16 protein-coding genes are annotated in these 18,586 nt (G+C 38.8%); 13 read left to right on the forward strand and 3 right to left on the reverse strand.

Going from position 1 to position 18,586, the window contains the following annotated elements; translation table 11 throughout:
- Positions 1-30: 30 nt before the first annotated feature.
- The 13 genes from GM418_RS27240 (at position 31) to GM418_RS27300 (ending at position 16,992) form a co-directional block, all read left to right on the forward strand.
- Positions 31-1,509, forward strand: a complete 1,479-nt coding sequence (locus tag GM418_RS27240) for a glycoside hydrolase family protein (RefSeq protein WP_158870873.1) — start codon at positions 31-33, stop codon at positions 1,507-1,509.
- A 148-nt stretch (positions 1,510-1,657) separates the two neighbouring features.
- Positions 1,658-3,241: a sulfatase family protein gene (locus tag GM418_RS27245; RefSeq protein ID WP_158870875.1), complete on the forward strand. Its 1,584-nt coding sequence runs from the start codon at positions 1,658-1,660 to the stop codon at positions 3,239-3,241.
- A gap of 100 nt (positions 3,242-3,341) precedes the next feature.
- Complete coding sequence (locus GM418_RS27250; protein WP_158870877.1) at positions 3,342-4,550, forward strand: glycoside hydrolase family 88 protein; 1,209 nt, start codon at positions 3,342-3,344, stop codon at positions 4,548-4,550.
- 119 nt (positions 4,551-4,669) lie between these two features.
- Positions 4,670-5,791: a redoxin domain-containing protein gene (locus GM418_RS27255; RefSeq protein ID WP_158870879.1), complete on the forward strand. Its 1,122-nt coding sequence runs from the start codon at positions 4,670-4,672 to the stop codon at positions 5,789-5,791.
- A 97-nt stretch (positions 5,792-5,888) separates the two neighbouring features.
- Complete coding sequence (locus GM418_RS27260) at positions 5,889-7,256, forward strand: alpha-L-fucosidase (RefSeq protein WP_158870881.1); 1,368 nt, start codon at positions 5,889-5,891, stop codon at positions 7,254-7,256.
- Positions 7,257-7,552: 296 nt separating this feature from the next.
- Positions 7,553-9,223, forward strand: coding sequence for a hypothetical protein (locus GM418_RS27265; RefSeq protein WP_158870883.1), 1,671 nt, complete (start codon positions 7,553-7,555; stop codon positions 9,221-9,223).
- A 315-nt stretch (positions 9,224-9,538) separates the two neighbouring features.
- Complete coding sequence (rbsK, locus tag GM418_RS27270; RefSeq protein WP_158870885.1) at positions 9,539-10,447, forward strand: ribokinase; 909 nt, start codon at positions 9,539-9,541, stop codon at positions 10,445-10,447.
- Between the two features lie 46 nt (positions 10,448-10,493).
- The gene (locus GM418_RS27275; RefSeq protein WP_158870887.1) at positions 10,494-11,495 is read left to right on the forward strand and encodes a GRP family sugar transporter; all 1,002 of its coding nucleotides are present in this window, start codon (positions 10,494-10,496) and stop codon (positions 11,493-11,495) included.
- 89 nt (positions 11,496-11,584) lie between these two features.
- Positions 11,585-12,973 (forward strand): alpha-L-fucosidase, encoded by a 1,389-nt coding sequence (locus GM418_RS27280; RefSeq protein ID WP_158870889.1) that lies wholly within the window; start codon positions 11,585-11,587, stop codon positions 12,971-12,973.
- Between the two features lie 7 nt (positions 12,974-12,980).
- A complete protein-coding gene (locus GM418_RS27285) occupies positions 12,981-14,219 on the forward strand; it encodes a DUF6786 family protein (protein ID WP_158870891.1) in 1,239 nt (412 codons plus the stop codon).
- Between the two features lie 17 nt (positions 14,220-14,236).
- On the forward strand, positions 14,237-15,667 hold the full coding sequence (gene fucP, locus GM418_RS27290) for an L-fucose:H+ symporter permease (RefSeq protein ID WP_158870893.1): 1,431 nt from the start codon (positions 14,237-14,239) through the stop codon (positions 15,665-15,667).
- Positions 15,668-15,951: 284 nt separating this feature from the next.
- Entirely contained in the window at positions 15,952-16,587 is a 636-nt protein-coding gene (locus GM418_RS27295; protein WP_158870895.1) for an SGNH/GDSL hydrolase family protein, read from the forward strand.
- 51 nt (positions 16,588-16,638) lie between these two features.
- The gene (locus GM418_RS27300) at positions 16,639-16,992 is read left to right on the forward strand and encodes a hypothetical protein (RefSeq protein WP_158870897.1); all 354 of its coding nucleotides are present in this window, start codon (positions 16,639-16,641) and stop codon (positions 16,990-16,992) included.
- 196 nt (positions 16,993-17,188) lie between these two features.
- Here GM418_RS27300 and GM418_RS27305 read toward each other — a convergent pair whose 3' ends face one another.
- Genes GM418_RS27305 through GM418_RS27315 form a run of 3 tightly spaced genes read right to left on the reverse strand, consistent with a single transcriptional unit; the run spans position 17,189 to position 18,586 of the window.
- On the reverse strand, positions 17,189-17,482 hold the full coding sequence (locus GM418_RS27305) for a hypothetical protein (RefSeq protein WP_158870899.1): 294 nt from the start codon (positions 17,480-17,482) through the stop codon (positions 17,189-17,191).
- Between the two features lie 4 nt (positions 17,483-17,486).
- Positions 17,487-18,275 carry a relaxase/mobilization nuclease domain-containing protein gene (locus tag GM418_RS27310; RefSeq protein WP_158870901.1) on the reverse strand — a complete coding sequence of 263 codons (789 nt, stop codon included), beginning with the start codon at positions 18,273-18,275 and terminating at the stop codon, positions 17,487-17,489.
- A complete protein-coding gene (locus GM418_RS27315) occupies positions 18,272-18,586 on the reverse strand; it encodes a plasmid mobilization protein (protein WP_158870903.1) in 315 nt (104 codons plus the stop codon). The genes GM418_RS27310 and GM418_RS27315 overlap by 4 nt, the downstream gene beginning before the upstream one ends.

Consider the following 18,586-nt stretch of genomic DNA (forward strand, 5'->3'; position numbering starts at 1 on the left):
AAAAGAATGGACATAAAATTATGCTTTAAAATGAAAAATAAAATAGTACTTATTATTATTGGTCTGATTGTTTCTTTTGGAACAGTAAGAGCAAAAGAAAACACCAACTCTATCCAAAAAGAAATTGAAAGTAGTTTTATTGACGCTTCTGCTTTTGGTTTTTCTGTTGGAAATTCTGGCATTGAAAACATGAAGGCTTTGCAACGGGCAGTTGATCATGGAGGAACCATCCAGGTTAGCCAGCCCGGCACTTACAAAATTGCGGGAACTGTTTATTTACGTAGCAATACTTCGCTCGAGTTTGGCGCCAATGTTTTTCTGCAAAAAGTGGATGAACAGGGCAAATTTGCCTATGTCCTTCTAAACGAAGGTGCATTGACTAAAAAGTGGGATGAAAACATTACTGTTAAAGGCTTAAATATCATTGTGAATGACGTGGACATATATGTGGGTGAAATTTATGGTCTTCGTGGTCAGCTGGCATTTTTTTATATAAAAGATTTGCGGATTGAACGCTTCCGTTGCATGGATTTGGGTAAGGCACAGTATGCCATACAAATATGCACCTTCGAGGATATTATTGTTGATGATGTCATCATAAAAGGTAAAAAAGACGGAGTTCACCTGGGAAGGGGTAAGCGCTTTACCATACGGGATGGTGTTTTCGAAACCTTTGATGATGCAATTGCCCTCAACGGACATGATTATTCGACGGGTAACCCGGAACTTGGTTGGATTGAGGACGGGGTTGTGGAGAATTGTCATGATTTAAATGCTGAAAATACGGTTGGTTATTTTTGCCGTATTTTGGCTGGGGGATGGATAGACTGGAAACCGGGCATGGAGGTGCAGCAATCGGATGCGGTTGTTTCAAATGGAAAAGTTTATCGGGTTTTTATGGAACCTGATGGAAAAGTATACAAAACAGTTACTCGGCCCACACATGAGAGTGGTGCCAAGGTTTTGGATGGAATAAACTGGGTAGTTGTACAAAATGATTCCACTTACACCGCAGGAGTGCGAAATGTGGTTTTTCGTGATATTTTTCTTGAAAAGCCAAGAATTGGGTTTTCAGTGCATTTTGATAAAAACAAGTTCAGTCGCTCGTATTACCCGGGTGCTGAAGTTCCCAAACAGGAACAACTCCTGTTTGAAAATATCCGTGTGTTGCATAATAGGCCAACAGATTTGTTTAAGATAGCCACGCCAGTAGATGTGATGACTATTACAAATTCGAGTATCAAAAATAATGGCATTCATTTTCACAGTAACGGCGCTCTACCAGATTATCAAAAAACACGCATCAACATGATTGGTTGTGTTTTTTACAATGAAGGACCAATGGACTTGCTCGTAAACGATGTAGCCGAAAAGGAAATTGAATTGAATACGGCATTAAGTGTTGAGATGAGTGACAGCTTTTCTGCTAAAGTAATTTCAGAAAAAGGTAAGATAACCGTAAAATCTGATTTAACGGGATTGAAAAGTAACGATCCGGATAAAAATTGATTATCACTAAATCAAAAGGTAATGATCAATAGGGAAAATATAATCTCAACGTGGAATGATGAGAAGACTGTCAGAAATAAAAGTTTATCTGTTACTTGTAAAGTATACAGAGGAGAGTATTACTATAACGATATAAATAAGAATAGAGATGAAAAATAAGCTGTCCAGAACAATAGTAAAATTAATCGTAATATCTGCCTTTTTTATTGTTGTTTGGCTGTTATACTCGAATTGTAGTAAAGATAAAATTGTTAAACATCCAAACATATTATTTGTAATTTCTGATGATCAGTCCTATCCACATGCAAGTGCATACGAATGCAAATTTGTAAATACGCCTGCTTTTGACAGAGTTGCCAGCGAAGGAATTTTATTTGATAATTGTTTCGCAGCTTCTCCTTCATGTAGCCCTTCTCGTGCTGCAATTCTTACGGGTAAAAATATTTGGCAGTTGGAAGAAGCAGGTTCCCATATCAGTTATTTTCCAAGAAAATTTACCTCGTTTACCGAAGTCTTAGAGAAAAACGGTTACCTGGTTGGTTACACCGGGAAACCATGGGCCCCAGGTAACTGGAGGGATTCTGGATGGGATAAAAATCCCGTAGGAACGGCTTATTCTGATTTGAAAAATACCCCTCCAACCAGTGGAATTAGCGATATCGATTACACAGCCAATTTTGTTGATTTTTTGAGCAATCGAACCGAGAGTCAACCTTTTTTCTTTTGGTGCGGTATGTTTGAGCCCCATCGTGGGTATGAAAAAGGGTCTGGTTTGAAAGCCGGGAAAAAGCTGGAAGATGCGGAAGTTCCAACATTTCTTTTGGATGACGATATTACCAGAATGGACCTTTTGGATTATGCATTGGAAATTGAATGGTTTGATAGTCATTTGGGGAAAATAATAAACTTTCTGGAAAAAACAGGAGAACTTGATAATACGGTTATAGTTGTTACAAGTGACAATGGAATGCCTTTCCCGAGAGCCAAAATTCAACTGTACGAATTTGGAATTCATGTTCCGTTGGCAATTCGTTGGGGAGACCAAATAAAACCTAAAAGAAATGTCTCTGATTTTATTGGCTTTAACGATTTTGCTCCTACTTTCCTCGAAATTGCTGGTATTTCTGATTCATTAAACAATGCGAGTGGAAAAAGCTTTTTAGATGTACTGTTAAGCGAAAAATCGGGAAGAATTGATCAAACCCGAACCTTTGCTTTATCAGGAAAAGAACGTCATAATTATTCCCGTGCCAATAATTTGGGTTATCCGATTAGGGGAATAAGAACAGATACGTTTTTATATCTGCGCAATTTTGAACCGGATCGTTGGCCGGCAGGAGATCCTGATTTGTTTTTGGACGGTGAATTAAATAAGCTTTCCGGAATAACAATTTTAAACAAGAAGGAAGTTAACACAAAGGCCAATAAGCTCTTTCATCTTATGGTTGATAAACGTCCATCAGAAGAACTTTATAATATTGTTGATGATCCTGGCTGTATTCATAACCTGTCTGATAATCCTGATTTTAGCACGCAATTGAAACAACTTCGAATAAAGCTTGAAGGAGAGCTGACTTGGCAAAGTGATCCACGCGTAGTTGGCAATGGAAATGTTTTCGACAGTTATCCGACTTTTAAACCCATCCAGCTGTTCGATAAAAATGGTAAATCCTTATTCCCCGGATTTGCTGCGTATGGAGAATACAATGAGAGTGTTTTGTATGATAAATGAAATGTAAAAAAGAAAGCTTTTCATTCTTACCACGAAATATGATTTTGATTGACTTTATGTGTAATACTTCAAATAACTACGATTTTATAAAAAGATGATTATGAAAAATTCGGTTTATGGTATTTTATTAATTATGATTTTTACGGTAGCCTGTTCCTCAAACAAAATATCAAAGGAAGACTTTGATATAGACAAAATGCTGGATTATGCAGTTAAAAAGGCAGAAATAACAATGAATAGTCTCAAAACAACCGATAGCCTACCCAGAAACATAGAAAACAATCAAACCAACTGGAACAAGGTGGATATTTATGATTGGACAAGTGGTTTTTGGCCGGGAATATTGTGGTATGCTTACGAAAAATCGGGAGACAGCCTGATTTTGGAAAATGCCAGAATTTTTTCTGAGGTATTAAAGGGTGTATTGGATGTGCCTGTTTACAATCATGATCTCGGATTTATGTTTTATTGCAGTTTGGGAAATGGCCTGCGATTGACAGGTGATAAGCAATATCATGAAATTCTTATGGCAGCAGCCGATTCACTTGCTACCTTGTATAATCCCAAAGTTGGTACAATATTATCATGGCCGCAAATGCGCGAAAAAATGAATTGGCCGCACAACACGATAATTGACAATATGATGAATCTTGAATTACTGTTTTGGGCGGCAAAAAATAGTGACAGGCATAATTTGTACGACATTGCAGTCAAGCACGCTGAAACAACAATGAGGACACTCGTAAGACCGGATTTCACTACATATCATGTTGCAATATTTGATACCATAGACGGACACTTTATAAAAGGCGTAACTCATCAGGGGTTTAGCGACAGCTCAATGTGGGCCCGTGGTCAGGGATGGGGTATTTACGGATTTACGATGACATACCGCGAAACCGGTGATGAAAAGTTTCTGACTACTGCTTGTCGGCTAGCGGATGTTTTTATTGAACAACTACCTGAGGATGGAATTCCTTATTGGGATTTTGATGATCCTGCAATTCCAAATGCCCCCAAGGATGTATCTGCAGCGGCAATTGCAGCCTCTGGAATGCTTGAACTTTCAACTTTTATGAAAGAAGAAAAACAAAAAATAAAATATAGAAATGCTGCTATTGGTTTGCTTAAGCGTATCTCCTCAGACAAATATTTAAGCATGCAAAAAAACAAAGCAATGTTAATGCATTCCACTGGCAATTATCCAAATGGAAGCGAAATAGATGCTTCAATTATTTATGCTGATTACTATTACGTTGAAGCATTATTGCGGTTAGGTCAACACTATTCTGAAATATCAAATAACTGAAATTCAGTAATATAAGATGGGATAATGTCGAAAAAAGAGGTACAAAAAATTTAAAAAATTGATGATACAAGAATTTCATGTAAAGGATATAAAATGAAGAATAACTAAAAATTAGAATCATGAGAAAATTGATAATCCTAATGTTGCTCTGTAGTACGTTTCCCGTTTTTGCACAGGAACATGAAGAACCAAAAACTTTGGAACCTGGTGCAAAAGCTATCGACTTTAACTTAAAAGGGACTGACGATAAAATGTATTCCCTGTCTTCTTTTAAGGACAAAGATATTTTGATAATAATTTTCAGCGCACCTCATTGCCCAACGTCGCAGATATATCAGGATCGAATAATTTCAATTCAGAAGGAATACCGCGATAAAGGAGTACAGGTTGTTATGATTAATCCTAACAATCCTGATTCGATGGCGCTCGAAGAAAGAGGTTATACAGATGTTGGAGATTCATTTGAAGATATGAAGATAAGAGCAAAAGACAAAGGCTACAATTTCCCGTTTTTATATGATGGTGAAACTGTTGAGACATCTTTTAAATATGGGCCGGTTTCAACACCTCACACTTTTGTTTTCGACAAAGGCAGAGTTTTGCGGTATGTAGGTAGAATTGACGATTCCGTGGAAGAAGAGGAAGTAACTCAACAGGACTTGAGAAATGCCTTAGACGCAATTTTAGATGGAAAGGAAGTGAACCCGAAACAAACAAAAGTTATTGGTTGCTCTGTTAAATGGAAATGGAAAACTGATCACAAGAATAATAATGATAAATGGTGGGCAAATCATAAGGTTTTGTTTGAGGAAATTTCAGGTTCAGATTTGAAAAAATTAGTTCAAAATAATACAGACAAGCTTCGTGTGATTAATGTATGGGCCACATGGTGTGGACCCTGTGTTTCAGAGTTTAGCGAATTAATAGATACTTATAGAATGTATATGTGGCGTGATTTGGAGATGTATACAATTAATATTGATAGAATAGAAAAAAAAGACAAAGTGCATAAATTTCTTCTGGATAAACACGCGGCATTTAACAACAATTATATTTTCGGTTCAGGTAACACATATGAATTAATTGAAAATATTGACCCGGAGTGGCAGGGGAATATTCCACATACAATAATTGTTGAACCGGGAGGTAAGATTGTCTGGAGGCAGTCAGGTGCGCTGGATTTCTTTGAGCTAAGAAAGCAGATTGTGGATAACAGATTGCTTGGAAGATATTTTAACTAAGTAGCTTTTAACATATCCTTAATAATTTTAAAAAACACAAATAAATTTAGTGAAAACTCAAAAAGTGAAACAATATCAAAAATTAAAAGGCACAAAAATGAAGAACTTAATACTACTCTTAATTCTAATTATTTATATAGTAAATCCCTGTTTAGCTCAGAAAAAGATATGGGATGAAACACCCGAGCAAAAAAAGGAACGAATGGAATGGTGGACAGACGCTCGTTTCGGAATGTTTATCCACTGGGGTTTATATGCACAGGCAGCACGTCATGAGTGGGTAAAAAGGAGGGAAAAAATGACTAATGAGGATTACCAAAAATATTTTGATATTTTCAATCCCGACCTTTTTGATCCTTCCGAATGGGCCAAAAAGGCTAAAGCCGCAGGAATGAAATATGCTGTTATCACCTCAAAACATCACGAAGGTTTCACCATGTTTGATTCAAAATTTACGGATTACAAGGTAACCAACACACCCTACGGGAAAGATATTATCAAAGAATGGATTGAAGCTTTCCGTGCTGAAGGGCTGGGTGTGGGGCTTTACTATTCATTAATCGACTGGCATCATCCGGAATACACTATCGACCGTGTCCATCCCCAGCAAGCCGGAACGAAAGAAGAATACGATGCTCTAAATAAAGATCGGGATATGGCCGTTTACCGTGAATACCTTAAAAACCAGGTACGTGAAATACTGACCAATTACGGAAAAATAGATATCCTCTGGCTTGACTATTCATTTCCCGGTGAATTTGGTAAAGGCCGCGATGACTGGGGCTCCGAAGATTTGGTAAAGATGGTAAGGGAACTTCAACCAGGTATTTTGATCGACGACCGGGCTGATTTGCAGGACTACCATGGAGGCTGGGATTTTATGACCCCCGAGCAGTACAAAGTGGATAAATGGCCTGAAATTAATGGTCAAAAAGTCGCGTGGGAAACATGCCAAACATTTTCAGGTTCATGGGGATATTACCGCGATGAATATACTTGGAAAGACAATAAACAGTTATTGGTACTTCTGATTGAATCGGTTAGTAAAGGCGGAAACCTGTTGTTAAATGTAGGGCCAACAGCCCGCGGGACCTTTGACCACAGGGCAGATGAAGCGCTGAGCAAAATGGGTGAGTGGATGAAATACAACAGCCGATCTGTTTATAGCTGTACGCAAGCTCCGGACGAATTTCAGATTCCGGATAATTCAGTCCTAACATATAATCCAGAAACGAAACGCCTGTATATCCACCTGCTGGATTACCCGTTGAAGTCATTACGATTATCCGGCTACAAAGACAAGATAAAATACGCACAATTTCTGCACGATGCCTCGGAAATAAAGATTGATAAGCCTGCGATGCATGGAGCCCGTATGGAGTTGGATGCAGACGATATTTATTTGATACTGCCGGTAACCAAGCCAAATGTCGAAATACCTGTTGTCGAGATCTTCCTGGACTAGTACAATTTTATTAAACTGAAACATATGATACAAAATAAAATTCTGGTGATAGGAAGTTCTTTTGACACAGTACTGAACCTGGCAGGTTTTATATCTCTGCAGAATCATGGTCAATTGTTATCTCACAGAAGCCACAACAATAGCAAAATGTAAGTTTTTGAGATACATTAATAGCATAGAAGATATACTTTAATATGAAAAAAACAATCTTAATTGCAATACTACTTTCTATCTTTTGGAAGAGCGTTTTCTCACAGTACCACGAACATAGCCAGCAAAAGGGAAAGTTTGCTTCAGTGACACTTTTAAATCCGTTAAAGCTTTCTACATCAACAAAAGATTTAAGCTATTTTGACTTAGACAATGATGGCGACCCGGATATTATAAGATACATTACGAAAAATCAAATTCCTGTTCAATGGATTGATGATGATGATGATATGGTTGTAGGAGATCAAATGGGTGATATTGACAATGATTGTCTGATGGTAGATTTAAACAAAGATGGGAATTATGGTCATTATTCTGATGTTGTTGTTGACTGGGTGGATAACGACGGAGATGGGCTGGCAGATATGCAGATTTACCTGGAATATGCTTCAGAAAAAGAAAAGGATAAACATTTAGGGCCAGGTCATTTGATGATAAATATTGATACAGATGGAGATCACATAATGAATTATATTGATTGGAATACATTCAAACTAAGAGCTTGGTTACATGATGGAATAGCTAACTTCTATGAGGATTACAAAGGAAGAAGTCTGTTCCTGAAAATACATACCTCACCCGAAAAATTGAATGATCTAAGGCTAAATTGGGAAAATCCGTTTCTTTTTTATGATCCTGACGAAGATGGCTTAACTGAATACGCAATTCGTGTAATTGATGAACCATTGCCAGGAAAGCCTGAAGATAAGCACATCACCCACTTAACAGGGACGGCGAGTTGGATTTCAATGAGCTATGACCTTGATAACGATAATGTATCCGGCGTCGAGTTCGATTTTGATATGACATTAAGTTTTAGAGGAAAGGGCTTTGATTATATGGATCAGAAACATAACTATCCAAACATGAGAGGTCTGCATGAGAGCGATCGTTATTTTATGGATCCGCGAATACGACAGCTAACTGAATTGATATACCCGGATCATGAATCGACCCCTGATTTAATTTTCAATCGTGGGGAATGGGAAGAAGTTTACTTTTCTTATGATGAGGATGATGACTGCAATCGATGGGAAAGGGTAGAATTGTATGAGCCTCTTGATCCATATGCTAGTGGTCGAAGGAATAATGGATTGGATGACAATCCTCAAAGCGATGCAGTTGGTGATCGCGGAGAATGGGATCTGGATAATTCAGGTAAAGGAAACCTTTATGTTAGCCCCATAGATGGTAAAATACATTTGTTTGGTGCAGAATTTGGCTATTGGAGGATTGACCAAAATGCATATTATTATCAGGGTATGGGAGGTTTATACGATGGCTATGGATTGGGACGGTTATCTTGCGATGTAGAGTCACCGTTCCCACTAATAAAATATTTGGATACAAATGACAATGGCTTTTTTGATCGGATAGAATATGATTTAAATGGCGATCATGAATTTGAGTATTTTGTGTCATTTAACGAATTGAAAATTAATGATCAATGTGATATTATTCGTTTTTCAGAATTGAGTTACAATGAACTTGTTGCCATGGAAACTCAAGTTGCAAATAATATGTGGAGCCAGGCAATGGATGCTGTTGAGGTTGCCAAAAATAAAGGAATAGATATTTATTGGTATGCCTTGTTGTTGCATCCAAAATCAATCCGCCAGAAGTACCACATGGGATATTGGTTGCAGTTGTATTTATTAATTGATTTGGTTCAAATCGCTTCATCCAAACAAAATGAGAAAGAGGTTGAATCTTATATAAAAGCATTTCATTCTCGAGGATGGAGTAAAATCAAATAATCAATTGGTAATCAATAATTTGTATTAGAGCTTTAATATCTACTAAGTATAATTTTGTTTATGAAAGGGAGTAAATTCTGGAATGGAAACGACGAAAGAGGATTACAGCTAGAAAGTTTGGATAGTGAGATTTTAGAATTGAAAGGTACCTCATAACAAATATTGGATGCGATTTCAAAAAGAATGTAAGTTATCCAAACTGTGCAGTAGTAATTGCGATAAAGAAGAGAAGAGGGAAGAATTATTCGGATATGAAGGTTGCACCCTGTTGGAATTGTTGCATTTGAAAATTGATTTTTACATAAACCAAAATATATGAGTCAAAATAAAATTCTGGTAATCGGGAGTTCGAATACTGATATGGTAGTACGGACAGACAAGTTTCCCGACGCTGGCGAGACAATTCTTGGAGGAGAATTTTTTATGAATGCCGGTGGAAAAGGGGCCAACCAGGCAGTTGCTGCCAGGCGATTAGGCGGGAATGTTGAATTTATAGGGAAAACCGGTAAAGATATTTTCGGGCAACAGGCATTAGAATATTTAAGAAACGAGGGGATTTTTACCGGGAACATCCTGACCGATGACGAAAACCCAAGCGGCGTTGCATTGATTACAGTTAACGGGAAGGGCGAAAACTCGATTGTTGTTGCAGCCGGTGCAAATGGTACACTTGTCCCCGGAGATTTGGAAAAAATTCCTGAGGTATTCAATGATGCGTCAATGGTCCTACTGCAACTGGAAATTCCCCTCGAAACCGTTGTCCATGTTTCAAAACTTTCACTCAGCCTGAAGAAAAAAGTAATACTTAACCCTGCTCCCGCGCAAATGCTCCCGGATGCCCTTCTTCAGGGGCTTTATTTAATAACACCGAATGAAACAGAAGTCAAACAGCTGACCGGGATTGAGGTATATGATATTGAATCAGCAGCAAAGGCGTCACAGGTATTGATTGATAAGGGAGTACAAAATGTTATTATTACCATGGGAGCTGCCGGAGCATTTATTTACAGTGCTGAATTTACCGGGTTAGTAGAGGCTCCAAAGGTTAAAGCGGTAGATACAACAGCTGCCGGCGACACTTTTAACGGGGCGTTGACCGTATTTCTTTCCGAGGGAATGGGAATTAAGGAGGCGACCCGACTTGCCTGCATTGCTGCATCAATTTCAGTAACAAGAATTGGCGCACAAACATCTGTTCCTTTTCGAAGAGAGCTGCATTTATAAAAGATAAACTTATTTGACCAATTAAAATAATCTAAAACAAAAAGTTATGTATATAGTTACCAGTTATCCATTTGCTATTTTTCTTTGTTTTATAACAATGCTGTGCTGGGGGTCATGGGGCAATACCCAGAAACTGGCCGGTAAAACCTGGCGTTACGAGCTTTTTTATTGGGACTATGTTCTTGGCGTGCTTTTACTGTCCCTGATTTTTGCATTTACACTGGGAAGCGTGGGAGAATCAGGGCGTGGTTTTATAAGTGACCTCGGGCAGGCTGACATGAAAAATATAGGCAGCGCATTTTTAGGAGGAATTATCTTTAATGCATCAAACATACTATTGTCAGCCGCAATCGCTATTGCCGGAATGTCGGTGGCATTTCCTGTTGGTGTGGGCTTGGCGCTTGTTCTGGGAGTGATTATTAACTACATGGGTTCTCAAAAAGGCGACCCTTTCTTTTTATTTCTTGGTGTTGGGTTAATTACTTTGGCGATAGTTCTAAATGCTTTAGCCTATAAAAAATCATCAACCGGCGACCAAAAGGTTACGTCGAAAGGGATCCTTATTGCTGTGTTAGCCGGAAGCTTAATGTCTTTATTCTATCGTTTTGTAGCTGCTTCAATGGATTTGGACAATTTTGTTTCGCCTGCCGAAGGAAAGATGACACCTTATACTGCGGTTGTTATCTTTTCTGTAGGAATGTTGTTGAGCAACTTTTTATTTAATACCATTTTAATGAAGAAACCCTTAAGTGGTAGTCCGACCAATTACAGGGAATATTTTACAGGGAAGTTATCGATTCATTTGGTCGGAATATTTGGTGGTATTGTTTGGGGTGTTGGTAATTCGCTAAACCTCATTGCTGCCGGTAAAGCCGGAGCAGCTATATCCTATGGATTAGGGCAGGGGGCTACATTGGTAGCCGCGCTGTGGGGAGTTTTTATTTGGAAAGAGTTTAAGAACTCGCCCAGGGGAACGGCTCCAATGCTAACTGCCATGTTCGTGCTGTTCGTGTTGGGTATTGTATCAATAATCTATGCCGGCACTTAGGAATTTTAAAAAGGAAATAGACGTCGTTTGTGCGGTGATTTTGTACAAGCTTACAAGTCGTAATTCAGGAATCAATCAAATATAAACGAATGAAAAAAGTAACAATTATTCTGGCTGTTTTGATGGCAATAGTAACGAAAACAATTGGACAGCAGTACCAACCGAACTGGGAGTCGATTGATAGCCGGCCAATCCCGGAGTGGTTTGAAGATGCGAAGTTTGGAATTTTTATCCATTGGGGCGTATATTCTGTACCTGCCTGGGCGCCTGCAAATGAGGATATCGGTGTTTATGCCAAATACTCAGAATGGTACTGGTGGAGAAAAAATGAAGACAGCGCAGCGGGGAAACTATTTCGTGAGCACCACGAAAAAGTGTACGGAGAACAAACTAAATACCAGGATTTTGTCCGTGATTTTAATGTCCGTTATTTTGATCCTGAACAGTGGGCAAAAGTTTTCAAAAATGCAGGCGCAAAATACATCGTGTTAACATCAAAGCATCACGATGGTTTTACACTGTGGCCAAGTTCACAGAGTTGGAACTGGAACAGTGTTGATGTAGGTCCGCATCGCGATTTATGCGGTGATTTGAACAAAGCAGTAAAAGATGCAGGCCTGCACATGGGTTTCTATTATTCGCTTTACGAATGGTACAATCCCTTATATAAAACCAATCTTGAAAAGTATGTAGATGACCACATGATCCCTCAGATGAAGGACCTTGTTAGCAGGTACGAACCAGATGTTTTCTGGACCGACGGAGAATGGGATCATGCAAGTAAAGCATGGAAAAGCGAAGAATTTTTAGCCTGGCTGTACAATGACTCCCCGGTGAAAAATACAGTGGTGGTCAATGATCGCTGGGGTAAAGAAACAAGAAGCGTACACGGAGGTTTTTTTACAACCGAATACGATTTGGTACACGATCAGAAAGGTGTAGGTGAAATATCCCGCCCGTGGGAAGAGTGCCGCGGGATTGGAACCTCGTTTGGTTATAACCGGATTGAAGACCTGGATAATTATTCAACAAGTGATGAACTGATTGATTTGCTCATTGAAAAAGTTGCCGGAGGAGGAAATCTTCTGCTTGATATCGGGCCTACAGCCGATGGACGCATTCCTGTAATAATGCAACAAAGACTTGCAGAGATCGGTGCCTGGCTGGATGTTAACGGTGAGGCAATTTATGGGACCAGGAAATGGGAAAATGCTCCAAATGAACCACAAAATTCTACCGTTTTTTACACCCAAAAAGGAAACGATTTATATGTATCGATAACAGACTGGGAGGATAAGCCAATTACGATTGAAGGAGTGAAAAAAGTCACAAATATTAACCTGATCGGATATTCGGGAAAAGTAAAATACACTTATTCCGGGCAGAAAATTGTGATTACACCACCTGCACTTAGTCCGGCAACAAATCCTGGCAACTACGCGTGGGTCTATAAACTATCCAACGCAATATCAAATTAATTTAAGTATGAACAGGAAAATCTTACAAATCATCATTCTTTCTTTTCTGGTTGCGTGTGCACCGTCAGGAAGGAAAAAATCACAGCCTATAAATATGGAAAAAGGAACTTACGGTTACGATCATGCTTTCCTGAGTGAAAACAATGTAGAAACAATTGAGTTGAAATCGGAATCTTCAGAAGCACGAGTTCTAATTGCCCCCGGTTACCAGGGAAGGGTAATGACTTCCTCTGCAAACGGTGATATTGGGTCAAGCTTTGGCTGGATTAACTACGATTTGATCGAATCCGGTGAAGTAAACGATCAGTTCAACCCGGTTGGCGGGGAAGAGCGGTTCTGGCTGGGGCCCGAAGGAGGTCCTTTTTCCGTTTATTTTGAACAGGGAGAAGAGCAGGTTTTTGAAAACTGGAATGTTTCTGCTGTGATAGATACAGAAGAATTTGAGATCAAGGAAAAAGAGGGAGACAGCGTAACCTTTGGGAAGACAGCAAAATTAAAAAATGCCTCGGGAACAGAATTTGATATTGCAATCGAACGAAAAGTAAAACTCCTGTCAACAGATGAAGCTGGGCGTTTTTTAGGAACTGATTTGTCGGGCGACAGTACGAAAGTAGTTGCCTATCAGTCGGACAATATTTTGAAAAATACCGGCAAGGAAGCGTGGACAAAAGAAAGTGGACTCCTTTCAATCTGGATGCTGTGTATGTTTAACCCATCGCCGTCTATAACCGTTTTTATTCCATATAATCCAGGTCCAAAAGGGAAAATAGTAAATGATGATTATTTTGGGAAAGTTCCACCAGACAGATTGGTTGTAGACGAAAAATCAGCTACCATATTTTTTAAAATTGACGGAGCGTACCGAAGTAAAATTGGTGTACCAAGAGACAGGGCGTCAGAGATTTGTGGAAGTTATGATTCAGCAACAAATGTTTTAACCCTGCTCTGGACCTCACTGCCTTCTGAACCAAAAGAATACGTCAATTCCAAATGGGGAGAACAGGATGATCCGTATAATGGCGATGTAATCAACTCATATAATGATGGCCCGGTAGAGGACGGCTCAGTTATGGGGCCATTTTACGAGATTGAAACATCGTCGCCTGCAGCCGATTTGAAACCAGGTGAAGCAATTACACATACACAACGAGTGATACATATTCAAGGCCCCGAGGCAAAAATTGCACCGATTGTCAGCAAATTATTCGGCCTTGATTTAAATACAGTAAAAACAATATTTCAATAGATAAGCTGAAAAAAGTAATGGAAAAACAACTCGTAATACCCAGAGGAATAGTATGGCCATTTGTGCTGCTGACTTCCCTTTTTTTCGCGTGGGCTATACCCAATAACCTTACAGATACCATGCTGGCCGCTTTTAAAAGAATTATGAGCCTCAGCGACTCTAAAACTGCCTGGATTCAATTGGCATGTTATCTTTTCGGATATGGGGGATTTGCTATCCCAGCAGCATTGTTCATAAAAAAATACACGTATAAATCAGGTGTTATTTTAGGGCTGGCTATGTATGCTTTTGGTGCATTCATGTTTTATCCGGCAATGTTGCTGGCAGAAGTAAATATCAACATCAGTTTTATGATGTTTTTGCTGGCCTTGGTAATCTTATTCGCCGGGCTTTCCAACCTTGAAACTTCAACAAACTCTTATGTATATGCAATAGGCCCCGAAGAAACAGGTACCCAACGACTGAACTTTTCGCAATCGTTTAATCCTTTTGGAGCGATCACCGGTGTTGTACTCAGCCAGGTTTTTGTTTTATCACAGCTAAATACCTTAAGTGCCGATGAAAGGGCAGCATTGCCGCCTGAAGAATTGGTAAAGATACAGGGGGTGGAATTAAATGCAGTAACGATGACCTACGTGGGCCTTGGTTTTGTAATGCTCGTTATTCTGTTGGCCATTTATTTTACCCGGATGCCTTATGCAAAAGAGGAAGACAAAAAACTGGATTTTGCGGGTACTTTCCGTAGGTTAATCAATAACAAGAACTACGTATGGGGAGTTACTGCGCAGTTTTTTTATGTGGGGGCGCAAATTGCTGTTTGGTCGTTTATAATTCGTTATGCCATGCAACAGTTGCAATTGGATTCCATTGTAGCCCAGCTTGGTAAAAATGCTTCATCCGAAGAAATTATCGCCCTTTTAAGGAATGTTGAACCGGTTGCTGCAGGATTTTATAATGTAAGCGAAACCCTGGGGATGACTGCTTTTCTTCCACGTACACCTGAACAGGCAGGAGCCACCTATTATATTTTGTCGCTGATATTGTTTGTTATCGGGAGGTTTTCTTTTACAGGCTTAATGAAATTTATTAAGCCACGGGTTCTGTTGACAATACTTTCTGTTTTAGCCATTATCTGTACTGTAATAGCTATTTATGCCAACGGTAATGTAGGTATTTATGCCATTGTGGGTATTTCGGGATGTATGTCGCTGATGTTCCCGACAATTTACGGGTTAGGTATAAAAGGTTTGGGAGACGATATGAAGATTGGTGGAGCCGGCATGGTAATGGCAATTGCCGGGGCTGCTGTTTTAACGCAAATCCAGGGTATTGTTTCCGACCAGTCAGGAAGCATAAAACTGGCATTCTGGGTACCAGCAATTGCATTTGCAATTATTGCATATTATGGTGCAGTAATTAGCCGAAGAGTAAAATTTTCAAAAAGCTAATACCATTAAAAGGCACAACAGAAACTTAATTGATATATTTTATTATATAATGAAAGAAAGTCGTTTTATATACAAGCACATATTTGGGGTTTTACTCCTTACTACAGCTGTTTTTTTGCTCATGCAAACAATTACATTGATGATTTAACACGCAACGAATTACATATTAGAAGTGGCTTACCCAATTTTTCGCTAAGGTTAAAAACGGAGATTCAATTAGAGTGGCTTATCTGGGAGGAAGTATTACAGCCCAGCCTGGATGGCGGGTTTATTCATAGGATTGGATGCAGGAAAATTATCCTCAGGCAAATTTCAAAGAAGTTTATGCGGCAATAGGAGGTACCGGATCTGATCTTGGTGTATTTCGGTTGCAAGAGCATGTCTTGCAGTTCAAACCGGATTTATTATTTGTAGAGTTTGCGGTTAATGATAATAGTCAGGACCCTGACCGGATAATAAGAGCAATGGAAGGCATTGTGTGGCAAACTTGGGACAATAATCCGAATACCGATATTTGTTTTGTTTATACCATCCAGGAAATTTATTTGGAAACAGAAACCAATGGGAAGCTACAGGAGTCGGCTCAAACCATGGAATTAGTGGCTGATAAATATGGCATTCCGAGTATAAACTTTGGTTTCGAAGTAGCTAAAAAGGTAAAACAAGGAAAACTGATTTTTACAAACTTTGATAGTGAAGAAATAAACGGAATTCCAGTTTTTTGCCCAGACGATGTATATCCGTATGTTGAGACAGGGCATCGAATATACAATTCGGTACTTTCCAAGTCTTTCGAAACAATACAGGAGAATGACAAAACAAAAGTTCAAAAGCATAAATTATCGAAACCTATGAACCCTGGATATTTCTCGGATACAAAGATGTTTGATTTTCCGAAAGTAAAGTTGAGTAGAGGTTAGGAAATAATTTCGGTAAAAGAAGACGAACGGTTTAAAGATTATAGCCGGTATTTGGATTCTATCGGATGTGCTTGCAGTACCGGAGAAACACTTCGTTTGCATTTTAAAGGAAAAGCGTTTGGTATTTTTGATATTATTGGGCCTGAAGCCACTAAACTTATTGTAGAAATAGATGGAATACAACGCGATATTATCACCAGATTTGATCGTTTTTGCACTTCCCGAAGAATGAGTAGTATATTAATCGATGATTTTGAAGATAAAGAACATTATGTAACATTTGAAGTGATTTCAGATCCATTCGATAAACGAAGTATTCTTAAATGGAAAGAAAGCTTTGATAAAAATCCGCAGAAGTTCAAAGCTAATTGCTGGTTTGTTGGAAAGGTGCTGATCGAGGGGTAACTCATCAACTCGCGCGAAGAATAATTAAAGGGATATACAAATGATGCGAATTATATTTTTGTCCATTTTCTTATTTCTGGTCATTTACTTTTTCTACAAACCTATTTGTTGCACTATATAGACTTTTCACTTAGTTGATCTAATAAAATTATTATCATTCAAATATTACCACTACCAAAGGAGGTAGTTTTAAAGATTATAATAAGTTGAAAATATCTTGGATAATTAGCCACATTATAACTACAGTAATTAATAATAAAAACCACCTCGGAATAACAATACTCTTTTCCAATTTCTGCTTATAATCCTCCAAAAGCTGTTCCAGTTTGTCAGTGTCCACACCAATTTTAACTTTTGTTGTTTTAAGAGCATGTAATTGCCTGGCAATTTCAGGAGCAATTGCATTTATATTCTCAGTGGTTTGTTTGAGTGTTTCAATTTCGGAAGTTAAAATCTCCAATAACTTTTGTTGCGATAAATTTTTTCTCATGGTATTAAAATCTCATTCGTGGTTTCTTGGTTGGGATTATCCGTTGTCGTTTGCGTCTTTCCTGTTCTGCATAGTACATGGCTTCAAAATTCCTGAGAATTTGTTTTTGCAAGTTGGCAGCACTAAACTCCCGGCCAACACTACTTCCTTTAATGGTTTCCTCTCCAATCTGAAATTTTAATCCAACAACTTTTCCATCAGAAGCAATTCTTCTGTGGGTTTGGATTCCATCCTGTTCCATCAATTGGACATAATCATCAATGTCGCGGGGCATTACGCTCAATACCCGTTGATGGACTTCTTTTATGTAGCTGCTCAGTCTTTGCTCTTTTTGTTGCTGAATTTCTTTGGCAGTAGTAAATCCCCATTCTTTTGCCACACTCTCAGCAATACGCTGTGCCTTCTTGCTGATAAAGTGGTCCTTGTATGCCTTCCCGTCAAAATCTATGCGATTGACATAGATGTGCAGGTGCTTGTGTTTCTCATCGATGTGCAGAAAAGAAATAAATTGATGATTGTCCAATTTCATTCTCTTCAGAAAGTCCTCTGCCAGTTTTGCAAAATCCGAGTTACTAAGTTTATCACCATCTGGGATGGACGGACTCAGTACCATTGAAAAGGTATTCTTCCCGCATTTGGAATTCAGGTTCTGAAAGATCCTGAACTCCGTTGCAATTTCCCTGGGTGTTTCGCCTGCAACTTTATTCCGGCTGATCTCCTTGGCTCCGGGCTTTTTCTTGGCGTAGTTGACAGCTTTGACTGTATGTGCTATACTTTTTGCTTTGCCGATCATTGCTCGAACTTTCCAAGGTGAATCTTAATCAGCTTAAGTACTTCTTCGAGTTCCCTGAGAATGGTTTCATTCTTATTAAAATGTTTGCTTCTTACCAGGTTTCCGATGGCCGTAAAGTTGCGATGGTAAGTGTGCAGGTTATTGTACACCTCCAATTCTTCAGGAGAAAACCGTAAGGTTACTTTCATGTTCAGAGATGCCCGACGGGCAAATTCACTGACACCTAAACCACATTCATGAGCAGCCATCGTGATGGCTTTTTTCTCGATATTACTTACCCTAAAAGAGATATATTTAGTACGAACTCTCAT

The organism is Maribellus comscasis (assembly GCF_009762775.1).
In the GTDB taxonomy this organism is placed as follows: domain Bacteria; phylum Bacteroidota; class Bacteroidia; order Bacteroidales; family Prolixibacteraceae; genus Draconibacterium; species Draconibacterium comscasis.